General features: G+C 68.6%; 16 protein-coding genes. 6 read left to right on the top strand and 10 right to left on the bottom strand.

The window, feature by feature from the left end; translation table 11 throughout:
- Positions 1–3: 3 nt before the first annotated feature.
- Positions 4–924, bottom strand: a complete 921-nt coding sequence (locus tag ASF34_RS12650) for a bestrophin family protein (RefSeq protein ID WP_056161469.1) — start codon at positions 922–924, stop codon at positions 4–6.
- A 612-nt stretch (positions 925–1,536) separates the two neighbouring features.
- On the opposite strand from ASF34_RS12650, the gene ASF34_RS12645 reads away from it, so the two are divergent.
- Entirely contained in the window at positions 1,537–3,513 is a 1,977-nt protein-coding gene (locus ASF34_RS12645; protein ID WP_056161468.1) for an acyl CoA:acetate/3-ketoacid CoA transferase, read from the top strand.
- Positions 3,514–3,713: 200 nt separating this feature from the next.
- Positions 3,714–4,700 (top strand): M10 family metallopeptidase C-terminal domain-containing protein, encoded by a 987-nt coding sequence (locus ASF34_RS12640; RefSeq protein WP_244478983.1) that lies wholly within the window; start codon positions 3,714–3,716, stop codon positions 4,698–4,700.
- A gap of 13 nt (positions 4,701–4,713) precedes the next feature.
- Here the strand turns inward: ASF34_RS12640 and ASF34_RS12635 are convergent, their stop codons facing one another.
- Entirely contained in the window at positions 4,714–6,030 is a 1,317-nt protein-coding gene (locus tag ASF34_RS12635; RefSeq protein ID WP_056161462.1) for a UDP-glucose dehydrogenase family protein, read from the bottom strand.
- 262 nt (positions 6,031–6,292) lie between these two features.
- Between ASF34_RS12635 and ASF34_RS12630 the strand changes: the two genes are divergently transcribed.
- From ASF34_RS12630 to ASF34_RS12615, 4 genes are all read left to right on the top strand, one after another.
- Positions 6,293–7,390, top strand: coding sequence for an iron ABC transporter substrate-binding protein (locus ASF34_RS12630; protein WP_056161461.1), 1,098 nt, complete (start codon positions 6,293–6,295; stop codon positions 7,388–7,390).
- On the top strand, positions 7,387–8,427 hold the full coding sequence (locus ASF34_RS12625; protein WP_056161459.1) for a FecCD family ABC transporter permease: 1,041 nt from the start codon (positions 7,387–7,389) through the stop codon (positions 8,425–8,427). Before ASF34_RS12630 ends, ASF34_RS12625 begins: the two co-directional genes overlap by 4 nt.
- Positions 8,424–9,197: an ABC transporter ATP-binding protein gene (locus ASF34_RS12620; RefSeq protein ID WP_056161456.1), complete on the top strand. Its 774-nt coding sequence runs from the start codon at positions 8,424–8,426 to the stop codon at positions 9,195–9,197. Before ASF34_RS12625 ends, ASF34_RS12620 begins: the two co-directional genes overlap by 4 nt.
- A gap of 67 nt (positions 9,198–9,264) precedes the next feature.
- Positions 9,265–9,585: a hypothetical protein gene (locus ASF34_RS12615; RefSeq protein WP_056161455.1), complete on the top strand. Its 321-nt coding sequence runs from the start codon at positions 9,265–9,267 to the stop codon at positions 9,583–9,585.
- A gap of 30 nt (positions 9,586–9,615) precedes the next feature.
- On the opposite strand, the gene ASF34_RS12610 is transcribed toward ASF34_RS12615, so the two are convergent.
- From ASF34_RS12610 to ASF34_RS12575, 8 genes are all read right to left on the bottom strand, one after another.
- Complete coding sequence (locus ASF34_RS12610; RefSeq protein WP_056161453.1) at positions 9,616–10,791, bottom strand: MFS transporter; 1,176 nt, start codon at positions 10,789–10,791, stop codon at positions 9,616–9,618.
- Positions 10,792–10,894: 103 nt separating this feature from the next.
- On the bottom strand, positions 10,895–11,815 hold the full coding sequence (locus tag ASF34_RS12605; RefSeq protein WP_056161451.1) for an ADP-ribosylglycohydrolase family protein: 921 nt from the start codon (positions 11,813–11,815) through the stop codon (positions 10,895–10,897).
- Positions 11,816–11,876: 61 nt separating this feature from the next.
- Positions 11,877–13,607, bottom strand: a complete 1,731-nt coding sequence (locus ASF34_RS12600; protein ID WP_056161449.1) for an alpha/beta fold hydrolase — start codon at positions 13,605–13,607, stop codon at positions 11,877–11,879.
- Positions 13,597–16,071, bottom strand: coding sequence for a glycoside hydrolase family 2 protein (locus ASF34_RS12595; protein ID WP_056161447.1), 2,475 nt, complete (start codon positions 16,069–16,071; stop codon positions 13,597–13,599). The genes ASF34_RS12600 and ASF34_RS12595 overlap by 11 nt, the downstream gene beginning before the upstream one ends.
- An 11-nt stretch (positions 16,072–16,082) precedes the next feature.
- Complete coding sequence (locus ASF34_RS12590) at positions 16,083–17,048, bottom strand: DUF1839 family protein (RefSeq protein WP_056161446.1); 966 nt, start codon at positions 17,046–17,048, stop codon at positions 16,083–16,085.
- A 3-nt stretch (positions 17,049–17,051) separates the two neighbouring features.
- Positions 17,052–17,987, bottom strand: coding sequence for an amino acid--[acyl-carrier-protein] ligase (locus ASF34_RS12585; protein ID WP_056161444.1), 936 nt, complete (start codon positions 17,985–17,987; stop codon positions 17,052–17,054).
- Positions 17,987–19,150 carry an acyl-CoA dehydrogenase family protein gene (locus ASF34_RS12580; protein ID WP_056161440.1) on the bottom strand — a complete coding sequence of 388 codons (1,164 nt, stop codon included), beginning with the start codon at positions 19,148–19,150 and terminating at the stop codon, positions 17,987–17,989. The genes ASF34_RS12585 and ASF34_RS12580 overlap by 1 nt, the downstream gene beginning before the upstream one ends.
- Positions 19,147–19,401 (bottom strand): acyl carrier protein, encoded by a 255-nt coding sequence (locus ASF34_RS12575; protein WP_056161438.1) that lies wholly within the window; start codon positions 19,399–19,401, stop codon positions 19,147–19,149. The genes ASF34_RS12580 and ASF34_RS12575 overlap by 4 nt, the downstream gene beginning before the upstream one ends.
- Between the last annotated feature and the right edge of the window lie 145 nt (positions 19,402–19,546).

Here is a 19,546-nt window from a genome sequence, read left to right as displayed (position 1 = left end):
GCCTCAGCGCAGGAGGAAACCCTCCGGCGCGAGGGGCGGCGGCGCGGGCTCACCGAGTGCGTCGCGGACGATCCCCTCCACCACGCGGACGAGGGCATCGAGAGGCAAATCGTTGGGTTCGGTGCCGAAGGGATCCTCCAGCTCGTCCCCCAGGGCATCGAGGCCGAAGAAGGTATAGGCGACGAGCGCCGTCACGAGCGGCGTCACCCAGCCCAGGGTGCCCGCGAGCCCGAAGGGCAGGAGCAGACAGTAGATCCAGGCCGTGCGGTACAGGAGCAGGGTGTAGGCGAAGGGGAGCGGTGTGCTCTGGATGCGCTCGCAGACGATCTGAACCTGGCCGAGGGCGGCGATCTTCTGCTCCACGAGGCCGAACAGGATGTCGGAGACGGCGCCCTCGCTCCGGGCCCGCCCGAGATCGGCCAATTGGTGGACGAGCACCGCCTCGGCCGGACTGGGCCGGGCGTGCAGATCCGCCGCCTCCGCCTCGGGGAGCCACGGCATGGCGGCCGCGGCCTCGTCGCCTCGGCGCATTTGCGCGTGCAGGGCGAGGGCGAAGGCCATGACGCGCCTCAGCGTCCGCGCGCGAAGGGCGCGATGCTGCTCCTCGGGCAGGAGCGCGGCCAGGAGGCGGGCAAAGGAGCGCGCTTCGAGGATCAGCGTTCCCCAGGCTTTGCGCGCCTCCCACCAACGGTCGTAGCAGGCCCCGTTGCGGAAACTCAGAAAGATCGAGAGCGCCAGCCCGACCAGCGTGAAGGGGCCTATGCCGGCACTCATCGGGAAGGGATGAGGCCATGCCCGCTCCACCGCGACGACTGCAATGGCAGCCGCGGTGATGAAACTCACCTTCAGCGCCACCCTCGGCAGGATCGAGCCCTGAAGCGTGAACAGCACCGCCATCAGGTTTGGACGCGAACGGACGATCATGGTGGTTCGAGGTTCCGTTGATGGGATCGAGGGCCGCGCGAAAGGACCGCCCGGACGAGCCCGCGTCACCGCGCGTTCGACGACACGACAGTCCGAGCAGGCTCGCACCGGCAAGCCGACGCGTCCCTCGCTCAGTCCTTTCGAGCGTCGCTGGTTCCAGGATGCAAGACCGATGGACGACTTTCACGAGGTCTGCCCGCCATGAACACCATCGATCCACGGCGCACCGCGCTGGATCTCGCCGCGTGGTCGGAACACTGGAAATGAAGATCGGCACGGAGCGCTCGGCAGCGGTGGAACGCAGAATGTTGAATATTGTCGACGTTCCCGCACCGCAAAAGTCTTCGTGCCGCTCAACCAAGAGCGGACAATTGCGCAGAATCCTCGCGAACCGCCGGAAAGGCCGGATATCGGGAGGCGAGAACCAACCAATCCGCTGCAGTGCAACAAGACATTCGCACCGCTACTACCCCTAGACCGGCCCCTTGCGGAAACTGGACCGTATCTTTACGCTATGGGCGCCAAACAAGACTTCCGCACTCCCGACACTATGCAAGATATCACTTGTGTTAGGGACGGGACGGGGGAGGCGCTCCGAGGATAGACCGGTCGATGAAGAAAAATAAGGTGATCACGGCCGAGGAGGCGATCGCCCTCATCCGGCACGACGACGTCGTCACCACCACGGGGTTCGTCCAGAGCTGCATCCCGGAGGCGCTTCATGCCGCCCTGGAGAAGCGCTTCGTCGACACGGGCGCCCCGCGCGGCCTCACCCTGATCATGACCGCCGGCGCCGGCGACAGCAAAGGCCTCGGCACCGGCCGCCTCCACCATGAGGGCCTGCTGAAGCGCGTCATCGCCGCCAATTTCGGCCGCATGCCGAAGGTGGCCAAGGCGGCCCAGGACAACAAGATCGTCGGCTACAACCTGCCCCAGGGCGTGATCTCGCAGCTCTACCGCGCCTGCGCCGCCGGCCAGCCCGGCCTCTTCTCCAAAGTGGGCCTGCACACCTATGTCGATCCGCGCCATGGCGGCGCCCGCGTGAACGAGGTGACGACGGACGAGATCGTCAAGCTCGTGGAGGTCGATGGCGAGGAGTGGCTGTTCTACACCGCCACCAAGATCGACGTCGCCTTCATCCGCGGTACCTCGGCGGACCCGGCCGGCAACATCTCCTTCGAGAAGGAGGCGCTCACCCTCGACTGCCTGGCCCAGGCCATGGCGGCGCGCAACAATGGCGGCATCGTCATCGCGCAGGTGGAGCGCATCGTCGATGACGGCTTCCTGCTGCCCAAGGACGTGCGGGTGCCGGGCATCCTGGTGGATTGCGTGGTGCTGGCCGAGCCCGAGATGCACCGCATGAATTACGGCGTGCAGCACGATGCGGCGCTCGCCGGCCAGATCCGCGTGCCGGTGAGCGGCATGAAGAAGATGAAGCTCGACGCCCGCAAGATCATCGCCCGCCGCGCGGCCTTCGAATTGCCGCCGAACGGCGTGGTCAATCTCGGCGTCGGCGCCCCCGAGGGCATCTCGGCGGTGGCCAACGAGGAGAAGGTGACGCCCTACATCACCCTCACCACGGAAGCCGGCGCCGTGGGCGGCGTGCTCGCGTCCGGGTCGAGCTTCGGCGCGGCGACGAATGCCGATTGCGTCATCGACCAGAACCAGATGTTCGACTTCTACGATGGCGGCGGCCTCGACATGACCTGCCTCGGCATGGCCGAGTGCGACCAGCACGGCAACGTCAACACCAGCGCGTTCGGCGGCAAGCTCAACGGTTGCGGCGGCTTCATCAACATCAGCCAGAACGCGCGGAGCGTGGTCTTCGCCGGCACCTTCACCGTGGGCGGCCTGGAGACCACGATCGAGGACGGCAAGCTCAAGATCGTCACCGAGGGGCGCTCGCAGAAGTTCCTGCCGCAGGTGGAGCAGATCACCTTCAGCGGCCCCTACGCACAGAAGCGCTCGCAGCCGGTGATCTACGTCACCGAGCGTTGTGTCTTCCAGCTCACCGACGAAGGGCTCGAACTCATTGAGGTGGCGCCCGGCATCGATATCGAGCGCGATATCCTGCCCCATATGGGCTTCACGCCGATCATCAAGCACCCGGCGCAGATGGATGCCCGACTGTTCCGGGACGAGCCGATGGAGTTGCTCTCGGATCTCCTCAACCTCAACCTGCCGGAACGGGTCAGCTACGACGCCGAGCGCAACATCCTCTTCCTCAACCTCGAAGGCTGGCACGCCCGCATCAAGAGCGACATCGACGACCTGCGCAAGGTTCTGGTCGATGCCTGCAAGAAGGCCGGCCAGCGGGTCAATTCGGTGGTCAACCATGACGGATTCCGCATCAACGAGAACCTGTACGACGATTACGCCAGCATGATCCAATACCTGTCGGCGAACTATTACCTCACCACCACGCGCTACGCGACGAGCGCCTTCCTGCGCCTCAAGATGGAAGAAGCGCTGAACAATCGTGGCCTCGCCCCGCACGTCTTCGAGCGCAAGGAAGACGCCCACGCCTTCCTCGACGGCATGGACCGCAAGGTGCGCCGGGCCTCCACCGCCATCGACGCGGCGGCGTGAGACACGCCGGCTCTGGGCAAGGCTCGGAGACGGCGTACCGTTGGGGATGAACTGCAGCATCATCCTGCGGCGTCCGACGGCTCCGCCCACAGGGCGGATGCTCGGCCTTAAGCCTTTCTCAGGTTTCGGTTGCAATCACATCATCGACACCGCCCGCTCCTCTTGGGGAGCGGGCGAACACGGTGATGGAGAGTGCGTGCGTGGTAACGATCAAATCCTCGCTGCCCTTGGATACGCATACGAGCGCCATCTATTCATATGACGATCAGGTCAGCACTTCCCATCAGGTCGAGACGGGTTTTCGCGCCTCGCTGAGCGAGGACATCTTCTTCGACATCGTCGGGTCCGGTTTCTCCTACGAGGCCGGCCCCTACCCCGTCACCGGCGTGACGAACGGCATCTCCCTGCATCTCGGCGACACTCCGCTGCTGGAGATCCAGGGTCTGGAGATCACGGCCGAGCAGGCCCTCATCTATCGCGAGCAGGATGCCGCGAGCGTTCGCGCCGCGATCCTGTCCGGGGACGACACCATCACCGGATCGAACGCTGCCGATCTCCTCGACGGCTATGCCGGGGCGGATTCACTGACGGGCAAAGGTGGCGACGACGTCTACATCGTCGACGATGCCGGGGACCGCGTGTTCGAGCGGCCGATGGCGGGCACAGACCGCGTCGAGGCCTCCATCTCGTTCTCCCTCGGCAAGCAATTCATCGAGAACCTGACCCTGACGGGGAGCGCAGCCATCAACGGTACCGGCAACACGCTCGACAACGTGCTCCTCGGCAACGATGCGGCGAACAAGCTGAAAGGTGGTGGAGGCGGCGACATTCTCGTCGGCGGCGCGGGGAAGGATACGCTCACGGGCGGCGTCGGTAACGACACTTTCGCTTTCCAGGCCATCTCGGACAGCCCCATCGGCAAGACCTACGACACGATCACGGATTTTGCTTCGGGCCAGGACCGGATCGACCTCTCCGCGATCCAGGCAGTGACCGGTGCCGAGGGCGACCAGAGCTTCACCTTCATCGGCAATGCCGCCCTCGCCCGAGCCGGGGACCTGCATATGCGGGTGTCCGGAAGCTCCACCTTCCTCGAAGGCGATGTCGACGGGAACGGGCGGGCGGATTTCCAGATCCTGCTGAAGACCATCGTCGGCGATCTTCAGGCGAGCGACTTCATCCTCTGATCCCGCGGGAGGCTCACGCCTCCGGCGTCGGAACGCCGATGCCGACATAGTGGAAGCCGTGGCGAGCCACGTCCTCGCCCCGGTAGACGTTGCGCAGGTCCACCACCACCCGGACGGCCATGCTCTCGGCGAGCAACGCCCAGTCGAGGGCGCGGAAGGCGTTCCACTCGGTGACGATGACGAGGGCGTCCGCCCCTTCGGCGCAGGAATAGGGGTCGTCGGCATAGGCGATGTCCGGCATCAGGTGCTTCGCGCCCTCCATCCCCTCCGGGTCGTGCGCGCGGATGCGGGCGCCGGCATCCTGCAGGCCAGCGACGATGGAGAGGGACGGCGCGTCGCGCATGTCGTCGGTATTCGGCTTGAAGGTGAGGCCCAGCAGCGCGATGGTCTTGCCCCGCACCGAGCCGCCGCAGGCGGTGACGATCTTGCGCGCCATGGCCCGCTTGCGCTGGTCATTGACGGCGACCACCGCCTCCACCAGCCGGATCGGCGTGCCGCAATCCTGGGCGGTCTTCACCAGCGCCAAGGTATCCTTCGGGAAGCAGGAGCCGCCATAGCCCGGCCCGGCATGAAGGAACTTCGAGCCGATGCGGTTGTCGAGGCCGATGCCGCGGGCGACCTCCTGCACATTGGCGCCGACCTGCTCGCAGAGATCGGCGATCTCGTTGATGAAGGTGATCTTGGTGGCGAGGAACGCGTTGGCGGCGTATTTCGTCAGTTCGGCCGTGCGCCGGCCGGTGACGAGGATCGGCGCCTGGTTGAGATAGAGCGGGCGGTAGACCTCGTTCATCACGTTGGCCGCGCGGGCGTCGTCGGCCCCGATGACGATGCGGTCGGGCCGCTTGAAATCGCCGATCGCCGCGCCTTCGCGCAGGAATTCGGGGTTCGACACCACGGCGAAATCCGCATCGGGCCGCACTTCGCGGATGATGCGCTCGACCTCGTCGCCGGTGCCGACGGGAACGGTGGATTTGGTTACCACCACCGTATAGCCGGTGAGCGCGGCGGCGATGTCGCGCGCCGCCGCATAGACGTAGGAGAGATCGGCGAAGCCGTCGCCCCGCCGGGACGGCGTGCCCACCGCGATGAACACCGTGTCGGCGGCGGCCACCGCGCTCGTCAGGTCGGTGGTGAAGGTCAGGCGGTTCTGGCGGACATTGTCGGCCACCAGCGTGTTGAGGCCCGGTTCGAAGATCGGGATGCGCCCCTGCTCGAGCGCTTCGATCTTGGCCGGATCGTTGTCGACGCAACAGACCGTGTGGCCGAAATCGGCGAAGCACGCACCGGAGACCAGGCCGACATACCCCGCGCCGATCATCGCGATCTTCATCAGGCTCTCTCCTCGGCCGCCTCGATCAGGCGTCTCGACCAACCGTCTCTCGCCGCCGGCGGTGACAGATCCATGACGGACCGGGAGGATGGCCGACCATCACGTCGGCAGGTCCCGAAGCCTCCACCTCCGCCGGGCGGATCGGTAGGCCGGGGCTGTATAGCAGCCCCCTGCGGATGACAAACGAGAGGGTACGGCGGCCTCGGTTCCGGGCGCGTGCGCCACGGAGCGCCGCGCCCGTCGCCATGATACGATCCAGGCCATGATCCTTCGCTTCATCCCACCGGCCACCGCCCGGAACCACGTTCCGTCCCGTGCTTTGCAGGCGCTCGTGGCGGTCGCGATAACTCTGGCGGGCCTCGCCCTCTCCGTGGATGCGGCTTTTGCCCGCCCGTTCGTCGATGCGGCCGGGCGAACGGTGGAGGTGCCGGAGCGTGCGCGCCGCATCCTCGCCGCCGGTCCGCCGGCCTCGGTCCTGCTCTACACCCTGGCCCCAGAGACCATGATCGGCTGGGTCCGCGCCCCCTCCCCCGACGAGGCCGGCTTCCTGACGCCGGAGACGCGTGACCTGCCCGCCTACGGCCGGCTGACGGGCAAGGGCAACACCGCCAATGTCGAGGCCGTGCTGACCCTGAAGCCGGATCTCATCATCGACGTGGGCAGCACGGCGCCGACCTATGTCTCCCTCGCCGACCGGGTTCAGGCCCAGACGGGCATTCCGTACATTCTCCTCGACGGCGCCATCGACCGCACGTCCGAGACCTATGCCAAGCTCGGGGAACTCATCGGCGTCCCGGAGCGCGCCGGCGATCTCGCTACCCATGCGGAGGCGATGATCGCCGAGGTGAAGGGCCGGATCGCCTCGGTCCCCGCCGACCGGCGGCCGCGCGTCTACTACGCTCGCGGGCCACGCGGATTGGAGACGGGGGTTTCGGGCTCGATCAATACCGAGATCCTCGACTTGGCCGGTGCCCGCAACGTCGCCGAGGGCGGGGGCGCAGCGGGACTCACCACGATCTCGCCGGAACAGGTTCTTGCCTGGGATCCCGACGCCATCGTCACCCTCGATCCCGCCTTCCACAGGGCCATATCCACCGATCCGCTCTGGAGCACGCTGCGGGCCGTGCGGGCCGGCCGGGTCTACCAGACACCGCGCCTGCCCTTCGGCTGGTTCGACTCCCCACCGGGGATCAACCGCCTGATCGGCCTGCGCTGGCTCGCGGCCCGGCTGTATCCGGACCTGTTCCCCGAGCCGATGGAGGGCATCACGCGCGATTTCTACAGGCGCTTCTACCATGTGGACCTCGACGCGGCGCAGTTGGAAACCCTGCTGAAGGATGCAGGGGCCGCACGCCCGTGACAGCCTCCTCCCTCGCCGCCCGGCCTGCCTTGCGCCTCGCCGTGGCGGGCGTGCTCCCGCTTCTCGCGCTGCTGCTCCTCGTTCTCGTCTCCCTGGCAACGGGCAAGTACTCCGTACCCGTGACCGACGTCGCCCACATCCTCTGGGCGAAGCTGCTTGGGCTATCCTCCTCCATCGATCCGACCGCGCAGATCGTCGTGCTGCAGGTGCGCCTGCCGCGCGTGGCGGCGAGCCTCGTCGTCGGCGCGGCCCTCGCCGCGTCGGGCTCGACCTACCAGGGCCTGTTTCGCAACCCCCTGGTCTCGCCCGACATCCTCGGGGTCTCGGCCGGCGCGAGCCTCGGTGCCGTCCTCGGCATCTTCCTCTCGCTCCCCGTCGGCGCGATCCAGCTCCTCGCCTTTGCGGGGGGAATGCTCGCCGTGGGCGCGGTCTATGCGGTGGGCCTCGCGGTGCGGCGGCACGATCCGGTGCTCACCCTGGTGCTGGCCGGCGTCGCCATCGGGGCCGTCCTCGGCTCAGCGATCTCACTGCTGAAGGTGCTGGCCGACCCCTACAACCAGCTGCCCGCCATCACCTTCTGGCTGCTCGGCAGCCTCGCCTCCGTCAGCCTCGGCGATGTCGGCGCGATTCTGCCGGCCATGGTGCTCGGCCTGCTGCCGCTCGTTCTGTTCGCCTGGCGGATGAACCTCATGAGTCTCGGCGAGGAGGAGGCCCGTGCGCTGGGTGTGGAGACACGTTCGCTGCGCCCTTTGTTCATCGCCGCAGCGACGCTGGTGACCGCCGCCGCCGTCTCGGTCACCGGCGTGATCGGCTGGATCGGCCTCATCATCCCGCACGTGGCGCGGCTGATCGTCGGCCCGGACTTCCGCCGCCTGCTGCCGGCCTCCCTGCTGATGGGGGCGGGCTATCTCCTCGCGGTGGATCTCGTCGCCCGCACCGTCGCGCCCATAGAGGTACCGCTGGGCATCCTCACCGCGCTCATCGGCGCACCGTTCTTCCTCTGGCTCCTGGCCACCGCGAAGGGGGGCTGGGCTTGAGCCTGGAGGTCCAGAACCTCGCCTTCGGCTACGCCGCCAAGACCCTCGGCGAGGGCATCGGCTTCACCTTGAAGGCGGGCGAGGTGCTCGGCCTTCTGGGTCCGAATGGAGGCGGCAAGACCACCCTGTTCAAGACCCTCCTCGGCCTGCTCCCCGCGAAAGCCGGGCGGATCACCCTCGACGGTCAGGATGTGACGACCTGGTCGCGGGCGCGGTTCGCGCGCAGCGTCGCCTACGTGCCCCAGGCACATGCCGCCTTCTTTCCGTTCCGCGTGCAGGACGTGGTGCTGATGGGCCGGGCGAGCCGGCTCGGTGCCTTCGCCGCCCCCGGCAGGGCGGACGAGGCGATCGCCCTCGAGGCGCTCGCCATCCTCGGCATCCGGCATCTGTCCGAGCGGCGTTACACGGAGATCAGCGGAGGCGAGCGCCAGCTCGTCCTCATCGCCAGGGCGCTGGCGGGAGAACCCCGCTTCCTCGTCATGGACGAGCCCACCGCCAGCCTCGATTTCGGCAATCAGGCCCGCGTCCTCGACCAGGTGCGGCGCCTCAAGGAACGCGGCATGGGCATCGTTCTCTCGACCCACGACCCGGATCACGCCTTCCTTTGCGACACGGTCGCACTCCTGCACGAGGGCCGGCTCCTGGCACTCGGCAGACCGGAGGAGGCCGTCACGCCCGAGACCCTGCGCCTCCTCTACGGCATCGACGTCGCCATCGTCCCCCTGCCGGGCAGCGGACGCTTCGTCTGCACGCCGATCCTGCACCGCTGACGCGGCACGCCGGCACCCGCCCGCGCGTTGCCGTGCCGATGGGCGTCGATGAGGGAACGGAGACCGGATGCCAGCGCTGGATACCCCCGACGGCCGCTACATCGTCGTCAAGGGACGGCTCTGGCGGCGCACCGATCCGAACTTGAGCGAAGTGAAGCGGGAGCATCTGGTCAAGGCGCTGATGGATGCCCGGCGCGGGGTGAAGGAGGCCAAGCGCTCGGGCGACGAGGCCGACATGAAGCGCGCCCGCGCGGCGGTCGACGCCGCCAAGCACGGTCTGGGCGAACGCGGCCCCGTCTGGTGGACGGACGGCGCCCCCGACCAGAACCGCCGCATGGCCGCGAACACGACCTATGCCGAGTGGTATGCCGGGCTCCCGGAGACGTAGGCGGCCTCCCCCGACGACGGGCGCGTGATCCTACCGCGAGAGCAGCTTCCCGGTGAGAGTGCCGACACCCAGGATCACGAGGGCGCAGAGTGCGAGCGCGGTGAACTGGCCGAGGCCTTGAAGCGCCGCGCCGAGGATCGCCACGCCCAGAGCCTGTCCGCAGAAGAACGAGAAGGCGTGGAGGGAGACGGCCGAGGCGCGGGCCGTGGGCGCCACTTCGGTGACCTGAACCTGAAAGGTGTTGTGGAGCATGTAGAAGCCGAGGCCCAGCGCCACGAGGGCCGCGCAATCCACCTGCCAGCTTCCCGCGCTGCCGATGACGAGGAGGGCGCCGGCGCAGATGGCGCCTCCGCCGACCAGCATCCGGCGCATCCCGAGGAAACGCAGGAGGAGGGCGACGAAGGCCGAGTAGAGCAAACCACCGGCGGCGAAGCCCGCCAGCGCCAGTCCGGCCTCGCGCGGGCCGCCCTCCCCGCGTGCCTCGATGAGCGGCGCGAGATGGGGAAAGATGCCGAACACCGCGATCGCCTCGATGAACACGGCGGCGAACAGCACCCGCGCACGGGGAATGGCGACGATGGTGCGGTAGCGCGCCACCGCCTCGCCCAACGCGAAGCGCTTGGGTGCCGCGCCGGCCGCCCATTCGAAGCCGAGGATCGCCGCCGCGCAGCCGAGTGCCGCGATGGCTGCCGTGATGGCGAAGACGCCCTTCCAGCCGACATCGGCCTCGATCAACCCGGCGAAGGTCGAGCCGGACAATTGTCCCAGGATGACGGCGACGAGGAACCGGCCGATGGCGACCTGTCGGCGCTCCAGCGGGATCCTGTCGCCCATGAGAGCCAGCGCCAGCGGGATGACGCCGCCCGCCGCCGCGCCCGCGAGCACGCGCAGCCCGAACAGCACCGTGAGATCCGCCGAGAGCGCGCATCCGGCGAGTGCCAAAGTGAGGATGCCGAGACAGACGGCGATGACCCGTTCCTTGCCCAGCGAATCCCCCACCGGCCCGAGAATCGGCTGGATCAGGGCGTAGGGCAGCGCGAAGGCCGTCGAGAGAAGCGCCACCGTATGCGGATCGCTGCGCAGATCGCGGGCGAGGACGCCGACGAGGGGCTCGATGGCGCGCCCGGCGAAGGTACTGGCAAAGCCGGCCACGGCCAGGATCACGATGAGCCGCGTGGTCGAGAAGGCCGTTGGCGCTGCGGTCATTCACACCCTCGAAACGGGGACGATCCGGTCGGCCCTCGCGCGAGCGTCCACAGGGGTGTGTTTCATACGCGGATCATGACGGCAACGCGCGATGCGCCCGGGATCAGGCTTTCGCCACCAGGGCGTCGGCGAGATCGACGATCCGCTCGCGCCAGGCCAGGGGCCGGAGCCAGCGTTCGGGGATCGCCGAGGCGCCGTAGAGGGCGCCCGCGAGCTGGCCGGTGACGGCGCCGACCGTATCGGCGTCCTCGCCCAGATTGACGGCCAGGATCAGCGCGTCCTCGAAGGTCTCGGTGCTGCCGACCGCCCAGAGGGCCGCCTCCAGCGTGTGGATCACGTAGCCGGACGAACGGATCCCGGCCCGTGTCTTCCCGCGCCATGAGCCACGGGCGATCGCCCCGATGGCCGATGTGGCAGAGCCGCCGACGGTGCGCGGACGCAGACTATCCGCCTCGCCGAGAATCGCACCACGGAGGAGCTGGACGAAATAGGTGCAGGCCTCGACGGCCTCCTGCGCGCCGTGGGTGGTCCGGCTCTGCGCCTCGGCGATCCGTTCGGCCTCGCGGGGATCGCGCAGAGTGACGAGGGCGACGGGGGCGAGCCGCATCAGAGAGCCGTTGCCGGCGGTGTCCGGATCGGTGGAGCCGGACTCGGCTCGGGCGGTCTCGACGAACCGGGCCAGGGCGTCCCGCGTCGTCAGGCCGATGTCGAAACAGGCGTCGGTGCAGGAATAGGCGCCCTGTTTCCACCACGCGACGAAACGGGTGGCGAGGTCGTGAGGGTCGAAAGGTCCGGCCTGAAGCAGGCTCTCGGCAAGCGCCAGAGCCATGCTGGTATCGTCGGTCCATTGACCGGCCTCAAGATCGAACGGGCCGCCGCCGGTCATCTCGGTGTGATGCGGAAGCGTATCCCGGCGGCTGAATTCCAGGGTGGCGCCGAGGGCGTCGCCGATCGCGAGGCCGAGGAAAGCGCCGCGGGCGCGGTCGCGGATCGCGGGGGAGTGCGTCGGATCGGGCAAGGTCACGCGGAGGCTCCGTTGGCTCCGGCGATCATACCCGTCGCGGAGGGACGCGGCGATACGGGCTTCAGCGCAGGCGCGCGAGCAGCCGCTCGAGCACCTCGGTCATCCGCGCCTGCGCCGCGGCCGGGCTGAGGTCGTGATCCGCCCCCTCGATGATCGTCACCGGGCCGCCGAGGCGGCGGGCCATCCTCGCGGGGGAGCGGCCGAGCGCCTCGTGCAGGGCGGCGAGGCCGCGATCGCCCGCGCTGTAGACGAGTTCGAGATGGGCACCGCGCCGGCGCAGGGCGGCGATGCGCTGCGCCACGCTTCCGCCGGCAGGGCGGGGCCGGAGCAGGAGGGCGAGCCGCTTACCCACCCGCCCGATGGCGGCCCGGGTGATCGCCCGCGCAATGGCGCCGACGCGGATCTCGCCGCGCGCGAGGCGTCGCCATGCGACTCCCTGCTTCAGCAGGCCGGCATAGGTCGAGGCGTTCCGGAACACGTTGCGGATGACGCTATCCACGTCGTCCGCCGGGTTCCAGTCGAAGCAATAGGGGTTGACCAGCACCCCGCCCTTCAGCCTCTCCTCGCGGCAGACGGCCCGGAAGGCGAGATAGGCCCCGCTGCAGGCGCCCACGATGACGATCGGACCAGATCGAACGGTCTCAAGACGGTCGAGGGCGGCGCGGACATCGTCGAGCGCGTCGAGGCTGTAGAGGGGAGACGCACCGCCCGGTCGGTTCGGACTGTCGCCGATGCCGCGCAGGTCCATGCGCAGGGACGGAAAGCCCTGGCCGGCGAGACGTCGCGCGAGCGTGGTCGTCTGCCGCCCCCAGCCGGAATGCACGTTGGTGCCCGCATTGACGAAGAGCACCATCGGCCGCGCCGCTTCCACGTCGCGCGGATGGCAGAGGATGCCGAACAGAGACGGGCCGAACCGCGAGGGCTCCTCCCACCAGCCGTCCCCCCGGATCGGATCGGCTGGGAGCGGCGGGAGCGCGGCGGCCGGGACGGGACGGGGCTGCGCCCCTTCGGCGACGGAAGCGATCACCGCCGAGAACACCTCGTACGGCGTCTCGGCATAGAGCGGGTTGGCGACGAGGGCGGCGAGGCCGGGAAAGGGCCGCGTCGTCACCCGCGCCCCCAGCGCCGCGTAACGGGGGCCGAGCCCGCCGGCCTCAGCCCCGACGAGCAGGATGTCGGGAGCCGGTGCCCGCTCGGCCTTGGTGAGGTCGATGACGGAGAGTTCGGCGGCGAGAGCGGGACCGAGATGGAATCCGCCCACGGTGAGGCAGCCCTCCTCCTGCGGCAGTGGCGATCCGTCCGGCAGGCGCCCGATGGTGCGCGACTGCATCTTCATTTCGCGCAGATAGGCGCGCCCGGTCGCGAAGGGCGCCAGCAGGACGAGCCGGTCGACGTGCTCCCCCTCCGCCGCCAGGGCCGCGAGGGTTCCACCGAGGCGCAGGCCGACGAGGACGATCTCCTCCACCCCCGCCTCGTCGCGGAGATGGCGGATCGCCCGGCGGATCGCCCGCACCCGGCCCTCGACGCTGCCGGCATCCGCGTCGGAGGAATCGCCCGTTCCGGGATAGTCGAAGCTCAGGGTGGCGCAGCCGGTGGCGGCGATCCCCTCGGCGAGCGCCCGCCAGGGGCGATGCGCCGAAAGCTGCTCGTAGCCGTGGGTGGCGCACAGGACGACACCCCGGCGCGAGATCCCCGGGCTGAACCAGCCGAACAGACCGTCGAAGGCGACGGGGCTCAGCGGCAGGGGCGACACGGCGGCATCGCTCCCGACAGGGACTGTCTCAAACGCCATCCGGACCGAACCTCACGACCTCGATGCCATTGATGGCGCTGATGCGTCCCGCCGGCTCGGGCGCTGTCTCCGAAGTGCCGAGAAGCGGCACGAGACGGCTCGCCGCCGGCGCGAGGGAGAAACCATTGTCCAACGGCCGTCCGAGCGTGGTCTCGATCTGGACATCGAGGGCATGCAGTCCGGTGGCGATCCGGAGCGCCCAGCCGGATTCATCGGCGATGAGTTCGGCGCCGAGACCGAGATCACGCGGTTCGGAATCCCGCCCCTGCGGGTAGTGAAACGCTTCGGCGATCACCGCGCCGGTGCCCGTTTCGGTGAGGCTCGCATGGCCGAGGCTATGGGCCGGCGGCCCGAACCGATAGGCATGGGTGGCGTCGAAGAAGCGCCCCAGCAGGTCCGCCGAGGACCATGAGGCGGAGCCGCGCGGGCCGACCTCGATCACCCGCTCGGCCCCGACGACCACCCGGCCGCCCGCATCGGTGAAGGCGAGGCGGAGGGTCGCATCGAGCCGCTGCGCCGTCTCGTTGTGGACATGGACATGGAGTCCGTTCAAGCCTTCGTCGGACAGGGTGACCTGCACAGGCCTGAACGCGCGCTTGAGGGCGTACCAGGCGGGTTTCGGACGCCCGAGGCAGTCGACGAGGCCCCATCCCGCCCCCGGCGCGAGATCGCGGAAAAACCAGACGAGCCCGCCGGCATTGGGCGAGCGCGCCCGGCGCCATTCCGCGAACACCGCCTCCATGCACGCGCCGCTCGCCGCGCGGCCGAGCGCGAGGTAGCGCTCGGGATTCTCCCGGCGGAGCCGTTCGGGATCGGTACCGAACAGCGTCGCCACGTAATGGTCGCGCACGCCCTCGAAATCCCAATCCGCCCCCCGGTCGCGGGGGATTCCCGCCATCCAGCGGGGTGACGCGAGATCGGTGAGGTCGCATTCGGCGAGGGTCGCGGCGTCCGGCACGTTGGCGAAGGCGAGGCATTCGGAGGCGAACCCGACCTCGGCCCGGCGGGCATCCTCGAACGGACGGCGATAGGCGCCGACGCCGTAATAATGCGTCACCCCGGCGGAGGTGGAGAAGGGTAGATCGCCGCCCGAGGGGGAGTTGGGCACCACGACGAGGTCGGGCCTGGTCTTGGCCACCAGATCGGGAAGCGCCTCCGTGACGAAGCTGCCGGCCCAGACCGTGCGCGGGAAACCGAGCATCGCCGCCTGCTGCCAGACCTCGCTTCCGCCCGACAGCACGCAGAGCGAGGGCGAGGTCTGCGTGCGGTCGAGGAACTGCGTGATCTCCTCGACGAGGATTTCGCGGAAGGCGGGATCGTCGGTCGGATAATCGAAATTAGCCAGCATCAGATCCTGCCAGACCAGGATGCCGAGTTCGTCGCAGAGATCGTGGAAAGCCGAAGCTTCATAGAGCGTGATGCCCGGCACGCGCAGCATGTTCATGCCGGCCTCCCGCGCCAGTTCGAGAAGGGGCCGACAGGTGTTGCGGTCGGTGGGCAGACCGACGAGGTCGGGCGGCGTCCAGCAGGCGCCGCGGCAGTAAACCGGCACGCCATTGATCGCGAGGCTCAACCCCTCCTCGAACGGGCGGGTCAGGGCGATGGTGCGGAAGCCGACGCGGCCGAGATCGATGCGCCTGCCCGCGACAAGAACTTCAACCGCGTGAAGCCTCGGCTCGCCATGGGTGTGGGGCCACCACGGGGCGATGTCCGGCAACAGGAGTTCGCCCTCGAACCCTCCGGGGGCGACCTGACGAAGGGCGACTTCGCGGCCGTCGCAGATCAGGAACGCCGGTCCCTCCGCCACGCCGTCGAGTTCGATCCGCACGGTGAGGCGTCCCGTCCCGCCATCGAGGGCCGTGCGCAGATCGACGGACGCGATATCCACGTCGCCCCCGCGAAGAACTTTGCGCGTAACGGCGCGATAGGGGCCGACGCTGTCGATGGACGGGCACCAGCCCGGCATGAAGCCGAGCAGGCTGGTGCGGACATGGCGCAGCGAGCCCGGCGCCGCCAGGAGCGGTCGCCAGCGGCCACGCTTGTGCGGGCGCGCCAAGTCGGCAGAAAGCGAGCGGAAGCAGAGGGCAATCTCGGTCTCGCCCGAGAGATCCACCTCGACCTCCCGGGCCAGGAACATCGAGCGGCCGGTACCAGCGAGCACCCCGTCGATCCAGATCTCACTGAGTGTCGCCAGCCCCTCGAAGCGCAGTCGCTCGCGGCCGGTGCCGGAGAGAGTGGCCCGATACCAGACATCGGACTCGTGGAGCGGCGTCGGTGCCGCCTCGGACCAGAGCCCGTCCTCGCGCAAGGAGGCCGCCGCCGTGCCGGGCACGCGGGCCGCGATCCATCCCTCGCCCGGCAGGTCGCGGGGTGTCGCGCAGGCGTTCGACGGCGTCACCACCAGGTGCCAAGGTCCCTCGACGTTGAGGGCCGGCACGCCGTCGACGGCGAGGATACGCGCCACCGCGATGCCTCTCAGGACAGCGCGCGGTCGAGGGCGGCAAAGACCGCATCGTAGGTTCTAGCCAGCCCGTCGAGGCGTTGGCAGAGACCCGCGGCGTTACGCCGGCCGAAGGCGCGCGCCAGCTGGAACTGGAAGGCCTTGGCTTCCGCCGCGAGCTTTTGCGCCAGTTCCGAGCCGGAAGCCATGTCGGCAACGCCATGGCTGTCGAGCCAGGCGAGATGGCTGCCGAGAAGCTCGAAATTGGCTCCGACCTGGCGAGTCGTGTTGAAGGCGTAGCCGTGGAAGACGCTGAGCGGGTTCTGCACCAGCACCTCCGCCCGCTCCGCCAGGGCATCCCGGAAAGCGAGGATCGGATTGGTCCGTGGCGCGAAGCGCCGGTGATGGCGCAGCAGGTCGAGGGCGGCACGCGGCAGGTCGTCCGGCGTGAGCGGCGGGCCGACCGGCTTCACGAACTCGGCATAGGGGAAAAGGATTCCGGCGGTGAAGATGCCGTCGTAATCGGCGCCCTGCAGACGGAAGCGGCCGGCATTGTGGAGGTAGTCGAGCGTGCGCTCGCCCGCGTCGAGGCCGAGGATCCCGATCGTGGTCTTGCCATGCTCGCGGCCATAGGTAGTGCCGACTGTGTCGGGCAGGTGGATCGCGTCCACTTCCACGAGGACCGGGCATCCGCGCGCGACCTGCACGCCGACATGCGCCTCCAGGCTCTCGAAGATCGCGAGTTCCTGGATCGACAATCCGTAGAGCCGTTCGATGTCGCCGGGCGGAGGCTTGAAGAAGGTGAACTGGTCGCCTTCGAAATCCTGCCGCAGGGTGAAGCCGAGCATGGCTTCCGGCACGAGCCCCCGGCCGTGCAGCAGCTCGATCCAGAGATCGACGTAGCAGTTCGTCTCCGGCCAGATCCGGTCGGAGCCATGAAGGGCATGGGAGGCGGATGGCGACGGGTCCGAAGCCTCTTCGCGGAGGGCGGTGGCGGACACCTTCTAGCCCCAGAGCCGGTCGCGCACGACGTCCGGCCACGCCTCGATGTCGAGGCCGTGATGGCGGAGCAGCGCCAGGGTGATCCTCTCCAGCCCGAACCCGACGCAGGCGGTGTGCGCCACCTCGCCATCGGCCTGCCGGATATCCCAGATCGTGCCGAAATGGTCCTGGTGGTAGTTGAAACTGAGGCAGGCGGTGGGCTTGTCCTCGCTGTTGACCGGCACGTTCAGCTCGAATTTCAGCCCCTGGGCGCGCTGGTTGTTGGCGAGCATGCGCCCGGCGCGGCCGAAGAACGGATCGTTGGCCGGGTCCACCGCGATCGGTAGGCCGAGTTCGCGCATCATCGCGGTGCCGCGCTCCAGCCAGAGCTCGCGGAAGGCGAGAACCTGATCGGGACTGCCCATGCGCACGTATTCGCGCATGCGGAACATCTGCATCCGCGTCGGCTCCAGCGAGGGCTCGTGGCGGAAGCAGTAGGATTGCAGGTCGAACAGCAGCCCGCCTTCGGGCAGCGCCCCGCGCGCGGCGGCCACCGGGTAGAGCGGGTAGCAGGCGGCGGGCGTCAGCACGATCTCGCTGGCGGCCTGGCCGCCGGTCCAGTCGGTGCCGGCCTCGATACAGGCCAGCAGCCGGGCATGGTCGGCGTCGTTTCCGCAGAAGCAGTGGATGGTGCCGGCGAGGTTCGGAAACCCCTTGAGATAGCCGCTACGCTCGAAGGCCGGCCGGCTCATGCCGGGCGGAAAGCGCAGGGATTCGGCCCCGTCGCTGGCGCCGAGCCGGGTGGCGATCCGGTCCACGGCCTCCACCACGCTCTCGAACTCGCCGCTGCGCCCATAGAGCCCATCGACGCCGGTGCGAATGAGGAGGCCCTGGTCGAAGAGCCGGTCCAGCAGGGAGCGCGGCCCGGACACGGGATCGCGGGCGGGAAGCTGGTCCATCATGCGCTCAGAAGCTGCGCCCCGCCCTTCTGCACGAGCAGGAGGTTTGCGGTATTGGCGAGGATGCGGTCGTTGTTGATCATCAGCGGCGCCGACAGCACGTCGCGGAGTTGCCGGCCGAGGCTGAAGGGAGTGCCGTTCTTGTAGCCGGAGAGCCCGACGATCCCCAGCGCGCGCTGGACGATGTCGACCGCCTTGTCGGAGATCGTCGTCTTGACGTTGTTGAGCATGACGGCGAACCCGATTGAGCCGAGTTCGTCGGCGTCGCCCTGCGCCGCCTCGTAGCGCTTGAGGGCGGCGATCACCGTCGCCTTCATGGCCTGGAGTTCGTTGGCGGCTTCGGCCAAACGCAGGGCGCCGGGCGGAACCTGGCCCGGCCGACGCCGGGCTTCGCCCTGGACATAGGCCCTGGCCCTGTCGAGGGCATGGCTGGCGATGCCGAACCAGACGCTGCTCCAGAGCAGGTGCGACCAGGCGAGCATGGATTGCGCCGCGATCTCGGCGAAGGGCTTGGGCAGGATCTGCGCCACCGGCACGTCGCGGGCTTCCAGCTTGAACCCGTCGCTGCAGGTGCCGCGCATGCCGAGCGTATCCCAGGTGCTCGTGCGCTCCAGGGACATCTGTCCCTTCATCAAGGCCACGAGGACCTGATCCGACGAGGCCGCCTCCGGATGACGGCGACCGGTGGCGAGGATCACGTCGGCATGGGCACCATAGGAGATGACGGTGGCGTCCTTGGCGAAATGGAACACGTCGCCCGCCGTCTCGACCGCGCAGAGGCTGTTGCGCAGGTCGCCGCCGATGCCGCCCTCGGTGGTGGCCGAGGCGAAGAGGAGCTGATCGCGCGCCACCCTTTCCATCAGGGTGCAATGCCACTCGCTGTCGAGGCCGTGCGAGACGAGGCTCGCGACCTTGATCTGGTGCATGGCGAAGACCATCGCCGCAGCGGAACAGGCCTGGGACAGGGTGAAGCAGACCTCGGCGATCTGCGACAGGCTCGCGCTTTCGCCGCCGAACTGCATGGGGATCTGCATCCCGATCAGGCGCTCCGCCTTGAGAGCCGTCACCGCCTCGGCGGGAAAGCGGGCCTGACGGTCGACGTCGTCGGCATGGAGGGCAGCGACAGAAGCGACCCGCTTGGCGCGGATGGCGATGTCGGTCATGCGGCTGCCGAAACGGTCAGCTTGCTCACCGTCTCGCCGATGATGCGGATGGTGGAGAAGGAGCGCCGGTTGAGGAGGTTGTCGGGGAACTCGATGTTGTAGCGTTCTTCGAGCGCGAGCATCAGCTGGACCGAACCGAACGAGTCCAGGCCTCTGTCGAACAGGTTGTCGTCTTCTCCGAGACTGTCGACCACTTCGGCCAGAGCCGCGACGCTCTTGAGCGTGTCGCGGATATCTTCGGGAAGCACCATGTTGCCGCGCCTTTTACGTAATATTTCACGTAAAATATCGTAGCGACCATGCCGGTCAAGACCATTCGGCTCAGGTAGTTAATGAGCGGCACACGCCGGCATGAAATACTGGTCAATAGAGTTTCTTACCGCGCCCCCTCCTGAA

This window comes from Methylobacterium sp. Leaf106, from assembly GCF_001422895.1.
GTDB lineage: Bacteria > Pseudomonadota > Alphaproteobacteria > Rhizobiales > Beijerinckiaceae > Methylobacterium > Methylobacterium bullatum.
Note: the sequence above shows the minus strand (reverse complement) of the source record. Positions and strands in the feature narration are given on the sequence as shown.